Origin of the sequence: Rugamonas brunnea (genome assembly GCF_014042345.1) — a bacterium.
Classification (GTDB): domain Bacteria; phylum Pseudomonadota; class Gammaproteobacteria; order Burkholderiales; family Burkholderiaceae_D; genus Rugamonas; species Rugamonas brunnea.
Map to the genome: position 1 here is coordinate 15,431 of NZ_JACEZT010000029.1, position 13,194 is coordinate 28,624.

General features: G+C 50.3%; 12 protein-coding genes and 2 pseudogenes. 11 read left to right on the forward strand and 3 right to left on the reverse strand.

Annotated features, from left to right (window positions below):
- The first annotated feature begins 2 nt into the window (after positions 1–2).
- From H3H37_RS24605 to H3H37_RS24615, 3 genes are all read left to right on the forward strand, one after another.
- Positions 3–992, forward strand: a complete 990-nt coding sequence (locus tag H3H37_RS24605; protein ID WP_182167502.1) for a restriction endonuclease — start codon at positions 3–5, stop codon at positions 990–992.
- 170 nt (positions 993–1,162) lie between these two features.
- Positions 1,163–1,909 carry a Fic family protein gene (locus tag H3H37_RS24610; protein ID WP_182167504.1) on the forward strand — a complete coding sequence of 249 codons (747 nt, stop codon included), beginning with the start codon at positions 1,163–1,165 and terminating at the stop codon, positions 1,907–1,909.
- An 84-nt stretch (positions 1,910–1,993) separates the two neighbouring features.
- Entirely contained in the window at positions 1,994–2,524 is a 531-nt protein-coding gene (locus H3H37_RS24615) for a hypothetical protein (protein ID WP_182167506.1), read from the forward strand.
- A gap of 49 nt (positions 2,525–2,573) precedes the next feature.
- On the opposite strand, the gene H3H37_RS24620 is transcribed toward H3H37_RS24615, so the two are convergent.
- The 3 genes and pseudogenes from H3H37_RS24620 to H3H37_RS26020 form a co-directional block, all read right to left on the reverse strand.
- On the reverse strand, positions 2,574–2,936 hold the full coding sequence (locus H3H37_RS24620; protein WP_182167508.1) for a hypothetical protein: 363 nt from the start codon (positions 2,934–2,936) through the stop codon (positions 2,574–2,576).
- A gap of 199 nt (positions 2,937–3,135) precedes the next feature.
- Entirely contained in the window at positions 3,136–3,534 is a 399-nt protein-coding gene (locus H3H37_RS24625; protein ID WP_182167510.1) for a hypothetical protein, read from the reverse strand.
- Between the two features lie 1,706 nt (positions 3,535–5,240).
- A pseudogene (locus H3H37_RS26020) lies at positions 5,241–5,489 on the reverse strand (preprotein translocase); the annotation flags it as partial.
- A gap of 367 nt (positions 5,490–5,856) precedes the next feature.
- Between H3H37_RS26020 and H3H37_RS24630 the strand changes: the two are divergent.
- The 8 genes and pseudogenes from H3H37_RS24630 (at position 5,857) to H3H37_RS24665 (ending at position 13,090) form a co-directional block, all read left to right on the forward strand.
- Positions 5,857–8,016, forward strand: coding sequence for an AAA family ATPase (locus H3H37_RS24630; protein ID WP_182167512.1), 2,160 nt, complete (start codon positions 5,857–5,859; stop codon positions 8,014–8,016).
- A complete protein-coding gene (locus H3H37_RS24635) occupies positions 8,013–8,909 on the forward strand; it encodes an HNH endonuclease family protein (protein WP_182167514.1) in 897 nt (298 codons plus the stop codon). The genes H3H37_RS24630 and H3H37_RS24635 overlap by 4 nt, the downstream gene beginning before the upstream one ends.
- Positions 8,910–9,313: 404 nt before the next feature.
- Positions 9,314–9,544: pseudogene (locus H3H37_RS24640) on the forward strand (tyrosine-type recombinase/integrase); the annotation flags it as partial.
- 766 nt (positions 9,545–10,310) lie between these two features.
- Positions 10,311–10,601, forward strand: a complete 291-nt coding sequence (locus tag H3H37_RS24645; RefSeq protein WP_182167516.1) for a hypothetical protein — start codon at positions 10,311–10,313, stop codon at positions 10,599–10,601.
- Positions 10,602–10,659: 58 nt separating this feature from the next.
- Entirely contained in the window at positions 10,660–11,730 is a 1,071-nt protein-coding gene (locus H3H37_RS24650) for a hypothetical protein (protein WP_182167518.1), read from the forward strand.
- Between the two features lie 445 nt (positions 11,731–12,175).
- On the forward strand, positions 12,176–12,475 hold the full coding sequence (locus tag H3H37_RS24655; RefSeq protein ID WP_182167520.1) for a type II toxin-antitoxin system Phd/YefM family antitoxin: 300 nt from the start codon (positions 12,176–12,178) through the stop codon (positions 12,473–12,475).
- Positions 12,450–12,707, forward strand: coding sequence for a Txe/YoeB family addiction module toxin (locus H3H37_RS24660; RefSeq protein ID WP_182167522.1), 258 nt, complete (start codon positions 12,450–12,452; stop codon positions 12,705–12,707). Before H3H37_RS24655 ends, H3H37_RS24660 begins: the two co-directional genes overlap by 26 nt.
- A 131-nt stretch (positions 12,708–12,838) precedes the next feature.
- The gene (locus H3H37_RS24665; RefSeq protein ID WP_182167524.1) at positions 12,839–13,090 is read left to right on the forward strand and encodes a hypothetical protein; all 252 of its coding nucleotides are present in this window, start codon (positions 12,839–12,841) and stop codon (positions 13,088–13,090) included.
- Positions 13,091–13,194 lie beyond the last annotated feature (104 nt).

A 13,194-nucleotide genomic window follows, 5' to 3' on the forward strand; every position in this document is an offset into this window, starting at 1 on the left:
GTATGGCTATACCTGATTTCCAGACGCTGATGTTGCCAGTTCTTCGCATTTCGGCAGCGACAAAAGACGAGGTGAAAATCTCGGACGTCGTCACACAACTTGCGCATGAATTCGCTTTGACGCCTGAAGAGCTTTCGCAGCTACTTCCCTCTGGGAAGCAAACAACATTTGCCAATCGAATCCATTGGGCTAAGAGTTATCTGGGAAAAGCTGGGCTTATCGAGTTGACACGCCGGGCACATTTTCGTGTCACCGAGCGGGGCCTTGGCGTTGTTGAGTCTCCGCCTGAGCGCATTGATATCAAGTACCTCAACCAGTTCCCTGGTTTTCAGAAATTTAGAGAAGGCGTTAGTGAGGGCGGCGAAGCGGAAAATGGGTCAGCACTTGGCAAAGCCGGAGCCTCTGGGCCTGGCGCCGATATCGACGCTGAAGCAGATATGCTTGGCTCTACGGAAATCGCGACCATATTGACGCCTGACGAGGTTATGCGTAGCGCACATCACCAGCTAGAGGTCGCTTTGGCTGACGAAATGCTTCAGCGGATTCGCTCAGGTACACCAGCTTTCTTCGAAAGGTTAGTGGTTAATCTGCTCGTGGCCATGGGGTATGGCGGTGGCTCTGCATATGATGTCGAAAAGGCGTTGGTTGGCGGCCCGGGAGACGGAGGCATTGATGGTGTCATCGACCAGGACCCGCTTGGGTTGGACCGGATTTACGTTCAGGCTAAGCGGTATGCCTCCACCAACACCGTCGGCGCTGCGGATATTCGAGATTTTTTCGGGAGCCTGGACCGGTTTAAGGCAAGTAAGGGATTGTTTGTTTCTGCCTCGACCTTTACTGCGTCAGCTCGGCAAACGGCAGAGCAGTTGAGCAAGCGAATCGTTCTTATAGACGGCACGCACCTTACTCGCTTGATGATTCAGCATCGTGTTGGCTGCCAGATAGAAGAGACCCTGCATGTCAAGAAGATTGACGAGGAGTTTTTCGAGTGACGGCGGACGTGCTTGAGCACAGAATTTTCTATAAAAACAGTTTATATGATATCGAATATTAGGAAGAGCGTGCGAATCTCTCAATCACTCAGACTGGTTTTGGTCTCGGATGCCATCGACGGCCAAGGACTGCGGTCGGAACGCTTTCCCCGTCCGAAAGGAGGTGGTCTATGAATTTTGACGAACTCGACGCGCTGAAGGCGAAGCTCGAGTCGTTGCGGCCATTGCCAGCTGCGGCGCTGCGCAATCTGCATGATGAGCTGGTGGTGCGGTGGACCTACAACTCCAACGCCATCGAAGGCAATACGCTGACGCTGATGGAGACCAAGGTTGTGCTGGAGGGCATTACCGTTGGCGGCAAGCTTCTGCGCGAACACTTTGAGGCCATCAATCACCGTGACGCCATCTTGTATGTCGAGGATGTGGTGCGGAAGTTTGAGGCGCTGAGTGAGTGGCAGATACGAAACCTGCATCGCCTGGTGCTGAAACAAATTGACGACGACAACGCCGGTATCTATCGGAAGTTGAACGTGACCATTGCTGGTGCGCGCCATGTGCCGCCCGATATGCTGCTGGTGCCTGAGCAGATGGCGGCGTTGATGACCTGGTACAACACCGAAGCTGCATCAGCGCATCCGGTTGTCCGAGCGGCTAAGCTGCATGTCGACTTTGTAAAAATTCACCCGTTCGTAGACGGCAATGGCCGGACGGCTAGGCTGCTCCTGAACCTGGAACTGCTGAAGGCTGGCTTCCCGGCCATTGTGCTGCCGGTGGCGCGCCGCTTGGCTTACTACGAGGCGCTAGATACTGCACACGTGGACGGCAACATGGCCCCGTTTATTGAACTAGTGGGGGAATGCGTGCGCGAAGGGTTTGCGCCATATTGGCACGTGCTTGGGATTGACCCTGCTGCGTGAAGTGATTCCTCTGAAGAACCGAGCGCATTTGGTTATTGACACCGGGTGCTCACAGTACGCGATGATATTTTTTTTGAGATTTAGATGAAATCTAGTATCAGTGAAGTGCGACGAGCCCATCGCGTCATTCGGATGGTTGCAGAATTGCATAGGATGGGGTATCAGCGGTTGCGCATCATGCCGTTCGCACACCCCAACGCATGGCGTTTAGTCATAGGCTCGAGTGAGATTTTCTCAGACCGAAACGGGGCGTTTATTAGGTTCGACTCCTGGGATGGCGTAGCTATTTACTCGTCAGCAGGCGGCGGTGATTCGTATTTCGAGTGGGGGGATGCGAAGACCGACAATGCTCGCCAATTGGCGGAGAAATTTGTAGAGCGTTTTCCAGAATTGGTCGAGAAGGGGGCTGGTAGAGATTGGGGGTATGCTGGCTGGCTTGCCGAGCTGGTCGGCAGACTTGAGGGCAGTGACATTGTTCCAGTGACGTACTGGGAGTATATGGTTATTGGGCCAGAGGAGCTCACGTCATTGCCATTGTGGACTTGGCCAGGAACTGATACCGGCGCCACTTTTCCATTACCACCTCTCGCACAGAACGTTAGCGTCGACAGGTAGGCGTAGATTTTGCGAACAGAGGCGAGCTTGAAGCTCGCCTGAATTATAACTATGCGCCAGCGTCGCGTTTCAACACGGATAGCAAATATGCTCGCATGCCTGCTTCAAAATAGTCCCAGCCCATCGCCATGACGCTGTCAATCGTGCAGAACACCGCCAGGTTGCTATCGGTCGCTTCGAACCTAGCGCCACGGCTCTGGAACAGTTTCATCGCGGCCACTGCTTGTTCCGCAGGGCTGACCAGGTCGACGCTTGGTGGCGATGGTCCTTCGTAGAATACCTTGGTGCTGCCATCGTCGTCGGTGACCACGAGCGGGCCACCGTCCACACCGATAGCACCCTGGTGGACCACCTTTAGAAACGCACGCCGCAGCGCGCCGCCGGTCAGTACCGAAATATCACACTCATCCAAATTGACCTCAATGAAATCGCAGGACGTCCCTGCGGAGTAGTGTAGGTAACGAGTGTGGGGAATATGAAGGCAGGCGTTTCGGGCGCGCGCGTGCGGAGCCAGGTTGGCGGCGTCGGGCGTCTCTACGGTATTGACGCTGGTGTAGGGTATGCGAAAAAAGCGCCCTCGGATGAGGGCGCCTGAATCATTGGTGAGGCTTTTAAACTTGGCCGGTGTCCTGAGCTTGTTCCCACAGCTTGTCGGCTATGTCTCGGGCCTCCACAAAACTGTCCTCATCCGGCCATTCAATCATCTTACCGAGTGCCTGCCACCAGCGGTCGTGTGTCCGGTAAATGTCTGTGTAGCTCTGAGCGTAGTCGGCCAAGAACTTTTGCAAGACGTCCGTCGTGGTGAAGACCTGTGTTACCCATTTTTCAGAGTCCAGGAAACCGGCTTCTGCGGCCGCTGCGATAGCGTCCAAGATTTCTTCTACTGCCGACAATTCATCCGATATTTCTGCAAATGGGGTGAAAGTCTTGTTGGATGCATCGTACCCTCCACCCTTGCCCATCGGTTTGATGTCGCGCAGACGCGGGGTGTATGCCTTAACGATTGCCATGTTTATCCTTAATTATTAGTGTGCCTACAACGTATAGCAACTGGACTGGCCGGGCGCAGTTGCGGTGTCGCATATTGCGTGGCAGCAATAATAGCAATAATTTCGGAATTTGGCATTGAGGCGAGGGGACACCGTTCGCTTCCTCATTACGACCTAGAAGTCGCCGTCGCCAAGTCTCCACGACCACAACCGCGCGGTAACCTCCATCGTCGGTTGAGTTGACTGTAAAGAGGCCGTAAATTTAGACTCGGCATGTCAGGTGCCTGCCCCGATGAACGACGGATGCGTGAAGATGTGACTGCTGAAACACTGGCTGCGTGCTGCGGTTTTCCTATCCACAGATGGTATTTTTCTTAGTAAAATCTTTAGATTCCCAATGTACAGTGGCACTTCAAAATTTTTTAAGATGTTGTTTTTCTGCTTGATTTTCGTGGTGCAAAATGCTTGCACATGGCAGTGATGTGCGGTGTGCATGTGCAATTTTTGGTTCGATAAGTGTTTGATTTTTAATGATAAAATATTTAAAAATGTGGTGATTTAGGACTCATAATCCGTTGGTGCCCGGTTCGACTCCGGGGAGGCCTACCAATATAATCAATGACTTAGCCCGGTTCTTTGAACCGGGCTTTGTTGTTTTTGCCTCCTATTTAAGGGCGGATGTAAGACGATTTGCGCGATTGTCTTTATGCTGTGTCCATCGTCCACGACCTCTACAGAACAAAAGTATGGTAAAGCGCGACAATCATTATTGAAAGAGACTTTGAAACTCCCGCAGCGGATGCGTTTCAGCCGGTACTTGCGGATCAAGCGCCTCGCCCAGAAGAATGGCGGGCACTTATTCGATTTTTAGCTGCGCAAGATGTGAGGACGCCCGCGAGATTATTCGAGCGCTTGCGGCACTGGAATCGCATAATGCCCAAGTTGATTGATGACTCTGTTAACGAGTCTATCAGGAAGCGGGAAGTCATAGTACCGGCTGGCCGCAAAATTCCCCATGCGCCAGCAGTTTTGCACAGCGACCTATTTCCGGCTCGCACCTTTATAGATACAGTGCTTGGCGCGGACTATGGCAAGCTTCACGTTGAAGCTACTGTTGGCCGCAGTCTATGGCTGTGGAGTCTTAAGCATGCGCTAACGACGACCTTGGAATCGCTCTATAAGCAACGCTGGACCATTCAAATGTCTGGGCGGCATCTGCTATGTGGATTCGACGAACTAGATAGTCGTGGTAATAGGACACGGGGAGCCGAGTGTTGGATGCTCGCACCCCTTCGGAGCTATCGAGCAGTAGCAACTAGGCATATACCTGCGGCCGAATTCTTGAACAGGCTCACATCAGCTATGCGCCATCGTTCGCTGATGGGGTAACAATGCTACATCGTCAGTAGGTGCTATGTGGCGGGAGCTGCAACGGAGATGTGTTGTCGTGGACCGGCGGCGGAGCAATTGCTGACTACGATTGCATATGATGGTTGACCTCGCGATGAGTCGGCCGAAGTCGCCCCCACGCTCAGTGTAGTTTTGACCTACAAACTAAACGAAAAAAGGGCAAATTTTAGAAAAATTGGGGAAAACTTTTACGTACTCTGCTTCGAAAGCGCGCCGAGTTGCAATGTCTGGGGTGTCATTCTGCAGGCGACTACATCCAACTAGATTGTTGCCGTTGGAGAAGAAGGAAGCTTGGACTTTGCATTTCCCATTGGGAACTATCGAGTAGTTGCTACAATGTGAAGTCCTTGGCTGGCCGGAGTAAAAAAAATGAGCGCTTGTTCAAGAATCCAGGCCTCTATTTTTTCATGGTGCAGGCGTAGTAGGTCTAGCGGTCTAACCGTATATTGTTTTTCTGCGGTGGCGCTTGGCTTGTGTCCCATGATTTGCGTCACCACGCCCGCCGGGATTTCCAGCCACTAAATCAAGGACTTGAAGGAACGGCGCAAGCCGTGCAAAGTGAGGCCGCAGTAGATCAAGAGGGCGCGGCGCGGTGCGTCACGAGTCGGTTCAGCGCTGCAACGACATACTCACCGCGCAAACTGGTACCCACCTCGATGGTCAAGGCTTCCCGTCTATAACTTAGCGAATCCGACCGCACGTTGCAAGAAGACTTCTTCAGCACATCCTTATCGATAGAAATATGCTGCAAAGATTTGCGTAGCAAAGCCTCGTGTAGTTTTTTCTACTTTGCAATTTTCTTGCGAGAAGTATACTGTTCAATTTGGCATTGTTGTAGATGTAATAGGTGATTGGGATAAGTCACATGAGAAGCGGGGGCGCAGAGTAACTATGAGGAAAGTAATCAGACCGTACGGGTCGATACCAGAGACTTTGCATAACGATGCAGTGCGCACGGCAAAGCACGAATTGACCAAACACTATCGACTTCCGGATGAGGAGCGTGCACGCCGACGCGTTGAACTCGACCGCAAAATTTGGTCGTCGGACAAAGTGCGTAATAGGTTATGGGAATTATTCTCGGCGAAATGCGCTTACTGTGAAACGCCTCTGAACTATAGTCAACGTGGCGAAGTTGCGCATCACCGTCCTACGGGAGGCGCCATAGGACTGAAATCCCGAAGCGAAGAGTCTTCCGCCAATCATTCTGATTACTACAATTGGTTTGCATATGAGTGGGACAACCTATTGCCGTCATGCCTTGATTGTAATCGGTCTAAACGCAATATATTTCCTGTAAAAGGTCCGCGGGCACGGCTGCGCTGCACATGGACCGAGGCGGAGGCCAATGAACAGGCTCTGATAATCAATCCCTGTCGTATAGAGCCTCGAAAGCATTTGCGCTTCGGGATAAATGGCCATGTTGCGGGAGTTGATGAGGTTGGTCGAACAACAATCGATGTGCTTTCGCTAAATCGGGGAGACCTCGTCGATGCCAGAGCCCAGAAACTAGAGCACTGCTTACGCGTTCTTGTTGGAGTTCGTGGTGAGCGCGACGTTGAACTTTTTAGGAAGGAATTGCTTGACGATTCGCCATATTGTGGTGTTGCGCGCATAGCATTTTTCTACATGCTTTCCGCTTTTGCTGGAATGTTCGATATTCCCAAGCCCTCATTTCGAACTATCGTCGAAGATTCGCTCAGAATTGTTTTGACCGCCAGTGAAGATCAACTTCAAACTCTCCAGGAGCTGGCGCGGTCGCACCCGCAGCCTGAAGAGTTCCCGATTTTGCGTGAGATAGTAACTGAGCAATTTCGAGAGGACTCCTTCTCTCCTCGTCTCCGAGCCTCCCAAGTTGAGCGTATCCGTATACGCAACTTTAAAGGCATTGCGCAACTCGATTTAGAAATACCGTCACTCCAAGACGAGCGTGGCGTTCCTTGCATGATGCTCTTGGGCGAGAACTCCACAGGCAAAAGTACCGCATTGCAGGCCATTGCCTTGGCACTCATGGGCCAAAAAATGCGGTTGCGTATAGGCGTGTCGCCTGAGGACCGTATGCCACGGGACGTTGCAGGCTGGCAGCTCGAGGATACAGTTACGCCTGAGGTTATTCTGGAGTTTGATACCGGTGAGCCGATCAAGTTCCAGATTGATCCACTCACAAGGCGGTTTGTAGGCGAGGAACACCCTTCAATTGTATTGTTCTCATTCGGCTCTAGGCGCTTCTTCGGGAAAGAGGTTATTCGACGGCAAACCACCTCGCCTGTTCGTTCCCTTTTTGACCCTTTCGCAAAATTGCAGCATCCGGGGCGATGGATTCAGACACTGGCCCCCGAAGCCTTCAATGCGCTGGCACGCGCTATGCGAGAAGTCCTGATCTTACGTGAAGACGATAAGATTGAGCGTGATGCGGCCGGACGCCTGTTTGTGCGAGCGAACGGGCGCGATACGCCACTTGAGGGACTCAGTGATGGATATCGCTCTTTGATGGCAATGGTGCTCGACATTATGCGTGGAATGATCGATAACTGGGGCGATCTGGAAAATGCGCGGGGCTTGGTACTGATAGATGAAATCGAAACACATCTGCATCCACGTTGGAAATTGCGCGTCATGTCGGCGCTACGTCGTGCTATGCCCAATGTCCAGTTTATCGCCACGACTCATGACCCACTTTGCCTTCGCGGAATGCATGACGGCGAGGTGCAGGTATTTGTTCGCGATGAAGATCAGCAGGTCGCGCTACTAAAGGGGTTGCCAGACGTGCGTGGTCTGCGCGCTGAACAGTTGTTGACGTCTGACTACTTTGGCCTTGCGAGTACCGCAGACCCAGAAGTGGAAGATGCGTTGGAGCGCTTGGTTATTCCTTTCGCGAGTAATAACTTGCAAAGAAACCGCGATCACGGCACCTTACGATCATTTCAATGGTTGGGGGATACACCTTTCGAGCAGATCGTCAACGAAGCGTTCAAACGGTTTATCGATGAAGACATTGCTGCTCGACAGGTAGATAGAAGACAGGTCAGAGAGGAGGCTGTAAATGATCTTCTGGTGCGATTGCGTGCTCTACGCATGGAGCGCCCATCATGAGGTGGGTTGATCGCAACCAAGTATTGATTCCGTTATCGCTGGATGGCCCGGGAAGTGCTGCTGGGCGGGAGAAAATAAGGGCGACAAATCACTTCAGTACTACACCCAATAAAACGTTCAACTTCACCGCATATAAGGAAGACGATGTCGTTGCGGCGCTGAACACTTTATTTCATGGAAAATGCGCATATTGCGAGGCGAGCATCAAAGCAGTGCAACCGACGGATATCGAACATTTTCGACCGAAGGGCCGCGTCGCTGATTGTCCTCAACACCCCGGCTATTGGTGGCTTGCCGCGAGTTGGCAAAATTTACTGGCCAGTTGCATCGATTGTAATCGTCGTCGCTACCAGAATGCCATTGAACTGGAGCACGATGCGCTCGACGATAAATTTGAGGGGGAGTTTTTTCTTGGCAAAGGTGACCAGTTTCCCATTTTGGGTGCCCAGTATGCGATGCTTGAAACTGATGATCACAACGCGGAAGATCCAGCGCTGATTGATCCTACACATCGCGATCCTAAGGAGCACCTGACTTGGCAGGAAATACAAGGACTGAGTCTGATTGCGCCTCGAGTGCATAACGGAAGTCTTGATCCTTATGGACGTCACACTTATCGTGTGTTCGGGCTGAATCGGCAAGGATTGGTGGAAGCGCGTACCGCACGAATGCTTGAGATCCGTGCCCAGATTGTATTTATTGAACAGATCATGGATATGGCGATCACGATGCCAGAACCGTACGCCACGCCGCAGAAAGACATAGCCTTGCAGCAACTAACCTCTTTATACAAATATGCCACGCCTGAGCAACCTTTTTCTGCTATGGTCGAGCACTTGCTGGATAGTGAGTCGGAGAGATTGATGAACAAGTATGCACGATTAGTCTCCTAAGTGGATATTCGCATTCGGCCCGCCAGTTACCTGCACAGTTCGGCGCTGCTCATTCTCTTATGCCGGAACCGTGCACTGTTGCAGAACACAGCCAGGTTTTCCTGTCGAAGTTTGCTAAGGGACCTGGTCTAAATTCCGGATTTTAAGGTGCGAAATTTTGGAAAAATAGGCGGGGATTTTTACGTGGCCTGCTTTGATGGCGGCATTAATTCCCAGGAAAAAATATCTGGGGTGTCACTTGATAAGTAATTTCAGTTATCAACTTTGATTGTTCAAAAAAAGGAGCTGAAATTTACTGGCTCCCTCTGATGATATTAGCCAGTTGCTACTACGCGAAAGCCGTGGCTCGATGGAGTGAAATCAATAAGAGCCTGCTCAATAATCCAAGCCTCGATTTTCTCAATACTGCTGCTTGGAAAACAGCACTGAAGCGTGCCTGGATTGACGATTTCCGTTGGCATGATTTGCGCCACACGTGGACAAGTTGGCATGTGCAGAATGGCACGCCTTTGAACGTCCTTCAAGAGCTAGGTGGTTGGGAGAGTCCTCAGATGGTGAGGCGTTATGCTCATTTTTCAGCAAGTCACTTGGCCGCTTATGCGGATCGTTTGCCGGCGCTAGTGGTAGCTGGTTGACGGATATTGAATCGGTTACAATTTTTAACAATAGGTCGACAGTTGACTCGTGCGTGGGGCGGAGTGCGGCCTGCAATTCAGCGGAGGGCGTCCATGAAATATGATGACTTCGTGCAATCTCTAAGAGCAAATGTTCCTGATGGGCTAATAATGAAAAACCCTGGACCCGGAACATCAACGGTCATGTGGTGTGATGGAGAGCGGATTTGTTATAAACGAGGGAACGCACGACTGTATATTGGACTTCTAGACTTGTATCGAGGATATAGAGAACATATTGGCCGGGAAATGTCAACGAATGGCCTTAAGTCGTTGGCGCCTTCTGTGTTTGATTCTCGATATAACGGTCATAACTGTCACTGTACCTTTCTTTTTTTGGTTCTAAAACAAATGGGACTTACCAAAGAAATTCAGGGTGCCGGTCGAGCAGGAAGTCCTTTTTGGGTAATGCTGTAAGCAGCCAAAACCAGACGCTCGAATTGATTATAAATTTCGTGGCTATTACCTAACTTTCCATTTGCCCAAGTTAAGTGCACGGGTATAAATAAAATAATAATAAGGAAAGAATGAAAACGCACAACAAAATTCAATTAGCTGGCGAAATGCTGGCGACTGCGGCTCGCGATTACAAGAGTGCCCAAGGGGATATGGACTACGTAAAGTGCATCTTACTAGAGGTGCTGCAATAAACATCGTATATCCGCTCGTTAAGGAGTTCGGTGGTAAAACGCGGGCTGTAGAGTGCGCCAAGCTCGCCACAACTATCATGGAAATCCATGAAGGCGTGAAATTCGGTAAAAAGAAACGCAAAGAGCAAATCGCGAGATTTATCGATCACGACAATTACATCTACAATTCGTTGAAGCACGCTGGTGACTCGAAGCAACGATTGAAACCGAGCGACGATATCAACTTCGATGCGGACTTAAAGCTTGAAGCTGAGCAGAAGATACACGATGCAAGGTCAGAATTTAAACGTCTGCCGTTTGCGCCAGGTGCGGCCTATCTGTTTTCAGATGAACTGCTTGACTTTCTATCATCGAACTGGCCAGCGTAGTTCTTGGCGCAAAAAAATGATAGGAAACGATAAATTAATGTATAGAAAGTGAATTGAGATGGCTAATTGCAATGATAGGTGGTCAAGGTTTGCATTGTTTTTTTTGTTTGTTTTTTTTATCTTCCGCGCCCCTGCTATTGCAGCGCAGCCGGGAGTGAGCGAAGAGTCAATTGAGATTGGAAGACTTAAAGAGGACTTTCAGAGGGAAGTTAAAAGGAATTCTGAAGAATTGGCTATTCTTCGTAGAGATCAAATCAATTATAAGATTGAAAAAGATCTACTTAAAGAATCATATTCAAGTACTTTGCAGAGCATTAGTACCGCGATATCTTTAATATCTGTTGCTGTTGGTTTTGTATTTACGGCTTTTGGTTATATTGGATTCAAAAGTATCGGGAAACTTAAAGAAGATTACTCCGAAGCGCTGAGGGAAAGCAAGAAATTGAAAGATGACTTGGAATCGGAGATTCTTGCGCTTGAAAGGAAGCAGAAGAAAATAGAAGGGGATGTGGCGGAGGTGATTGGGGTAAATGATCAGCAAGCACGTCGAATACAGCTTCTTGAGTTAACTGAGAAAATTGGTGGCCTTGTTCAGAATAGGCATTTTGATTGGGCGTTGGAGCATATTAAAACTGCTATGGAGATTGATTCTGAGTTTCCACCATTGCTGAAATTGAAGGCCATAACAGAATGCGGTCTGAAAGATTATCGGGCAGGCATCATCTCGTATCGCCAGGCATTCGATAAGGATAAGAAGATAGATACTGGTTCTTTGTTAAATTGCATGGAAGTAATCCTGCTTTTCGGAGATGTTTCTGAATATCGTGAAATGTATAATAAATACAAAGCTGTGGTTGATGCTGCGCATTCTGGGTTTATAGCCAAATTTTTTGAAGCAATATGTTGCATTAGAAATAATGATTTATTTTCGTTGAAGGCCTCTATGCGACCCGTCGTTGAGAGTTCTCCGCCAGGGAATTCGTCGAAGCTGGGAACCTGGAATCTTTCCGAAGTTGATGAGTATGTAGAGTTGATGGAGGATGGTGAATTGAAGGACGTTGGACTTAAGTTCTTAAAGTTCTTTGTTGGACAGGAGTCAAGAGAGACACTGTTGGAATTGCTGCGGTAGAGAATTTTTAGTTTAGGGGCGGGGTAGGGGCTTCAATATGTACGGTGTCAGCGTGGAATTGTTTTGTTAGTGTATTCTTGATAATATTCTTTATTTTCGTCGGATTGCGCTAACTTGCACGAGTATGTGACTCATAATCCGTTGGTGCCCGGTTCGACTCCGGGGAGGCCTACCAATTCGTTTTCTGCCGTTGAATCAAGCCCTTGCGAGGAATCGCCGGGGCTTTTTCATTTGGGGGCAGGTGGGCCACGGACAGGCCTTTGCTCGCTTGCGATACCTCTTTGGTGTAATCATTCCGTAGACATCCGCCATCGCTTGCCATCCGCGAAATCTGCGATACACTGATACATGTACGATTTATTGTACATGTTCAATTGCGTTCGCTACTGCTGACGACTACCACTGACGCCGACTACAAAAATGTATCGAAAGAATGGAGTAGGAAATGAGAATCATCAACTTTTCTGATGCGCGCAACAGTCTGCGGATGGTTATCGATCAAGTGGTTGAGGATGCTGACGTCACCGTTATCTCGCGTCGAGATGCACCGGATGCGGTCATCATGTCATTCGATCATTACAGCAGCCTCATGGAGACAGTGCACCTATTGAGTTCGCCAGCGAACGTGGCCCACCTTGCCAAATCCATCGCGCAGGCGCGTTCTGGTCAGGCGAAGCCTCGGGAATTAGTCGGTATTGCCGACGCGGAGGAACAGAAAAATGCGCAGCCTGAAGTTCACGGATGAGGCTTGGGCAAGCTACCTCTATTGGCAGACGCAGGACAAGAAAACGCTCAAACGCATTAATGATCTGATTCTGGCTGCGCAGCGGGACCCCTTTGCTGGCATAGGCAAACCTGAACCCCTGAAGCACAGCCTGAGCGGCTGCTGGTCCAGGAGAATAGACGAATCCAACCGGCTGGTCTACGAAGTGCATGACGACGAACTGATCGTCATTTCTTGCCGCTACCACTACTGACCGGACTTCTTGCGCCAGTCGATCCGCCGCCGATAGCGGATTGAAAGCTTGAGTCGATATAGTCGTCACTAACCCGGGCTCCATGCCCGGGTGAACAGAAGATGTTAACTTCAAGAGACGACGGTAAGCCCATGAATACTTCCCCATCCTGCCACGCCGACGGCGCCGCATCCGCCCAATTCTCCCCGATCCGCGCCTCGCTTGAAGCCAGCGAAGGCAAGCCGCGCACGCCATGGCATATGCACGCGTGGCGGCTGATGGACATGCGGATCGGCCTGATCCCGTTGCCGATCTATGTGCTGCTGCTGGCCTTGATCGGCGGCTTCATCGCGCTGGGCAAGCTGCCCACCGATATCTCGGTGGGTAATCCCCCCACCAGATGATAGCGTTTGAAAGTAGAATTTTCTCAATTTGATTTTTGAAAGTTCTGCAGCATGAAGACCTCCCGTTTTACCGACAGCCAGATCATCGCCATCCTGAAGCAGGC

What these genes read in the sequence shown, in the direction of transcription:
- H3H37_RS24665 (WP_182167524.1), top strand. Translation starts at nt 12,839, where the DNA reads ATGAATACTTCCCCATCCTGCCACGCCGACGGCGCCGCATCCGCCCAA.
- H3H37_RS24650 (WP_182167518.1), top strand. Translation starts at nt 10,660, where the DNA reads ATGGCTAATTGCAATGATAGGTGGTCAAGGTTTGCATTGTTTTTTTTG.
- H3H37_RS24635 (WP_182167514.1), top strand. Translation starts at nt 8,013, where the DNA reads ATGAGGTGGGTTGATCGCAACCAAGTATTGATTCCGTTATCGCTGGAT.
- H3H37_RS24605 (WP_182167502.1), top strand. Translation starts at nt 3, where the DNA reads ATGGCTATACCTGATTTCCAGACGCTGATGTTGCCAGTTCTTCGCATT.
- H3H37_RS24645 (WP_182167516.1), top strand. Translation starts at nt 10,311, where the DNA reads ATGGAAATCCATGAAGGCGTGAAATTCGGTAAAAAGAAACGCAAAGAG.
- H3H37_RS24660 (WP_182167522.1), top strand. Translation starts at nt 12,450, where the DNA reads ATGCGCAGCCTGAAGTTCACGGATGAGGCTTGGGCAAGCTACCTCTAT.
- H3H37_RS24610 (WP_182167504.1), top strand. Translation starts at nt 1,163, where the DNA reads ATGAATTTTGACGAACTCGACGCGCTGAAGGCGAAGCTCGAGTCGTTG.
- H3H37_RS24615 (WP_182167506.1), top strand. Translation starts at nt 1,994, where the DNA reads ATGAAATCTAGTATCAGTGAAGTGCGACGAGCCCATCGCGTCATTCGG.
- H3H37_RS24625 (WP_182167510.1), bottom strand. Translation starts at nt 3,534, where the DNA reads ATGGCAATCGTTAAGGCATACACCCCGCGTCTGCGCGACATCAAACCG.
- H3H37_RS24655 (WP_182167520.1), top strand. Translation starts at nt 12,176, where the DNA reads ATGAGAATCATCAACTTTTCTGATGCGCGCAACAGTCTGCGGATGGTT.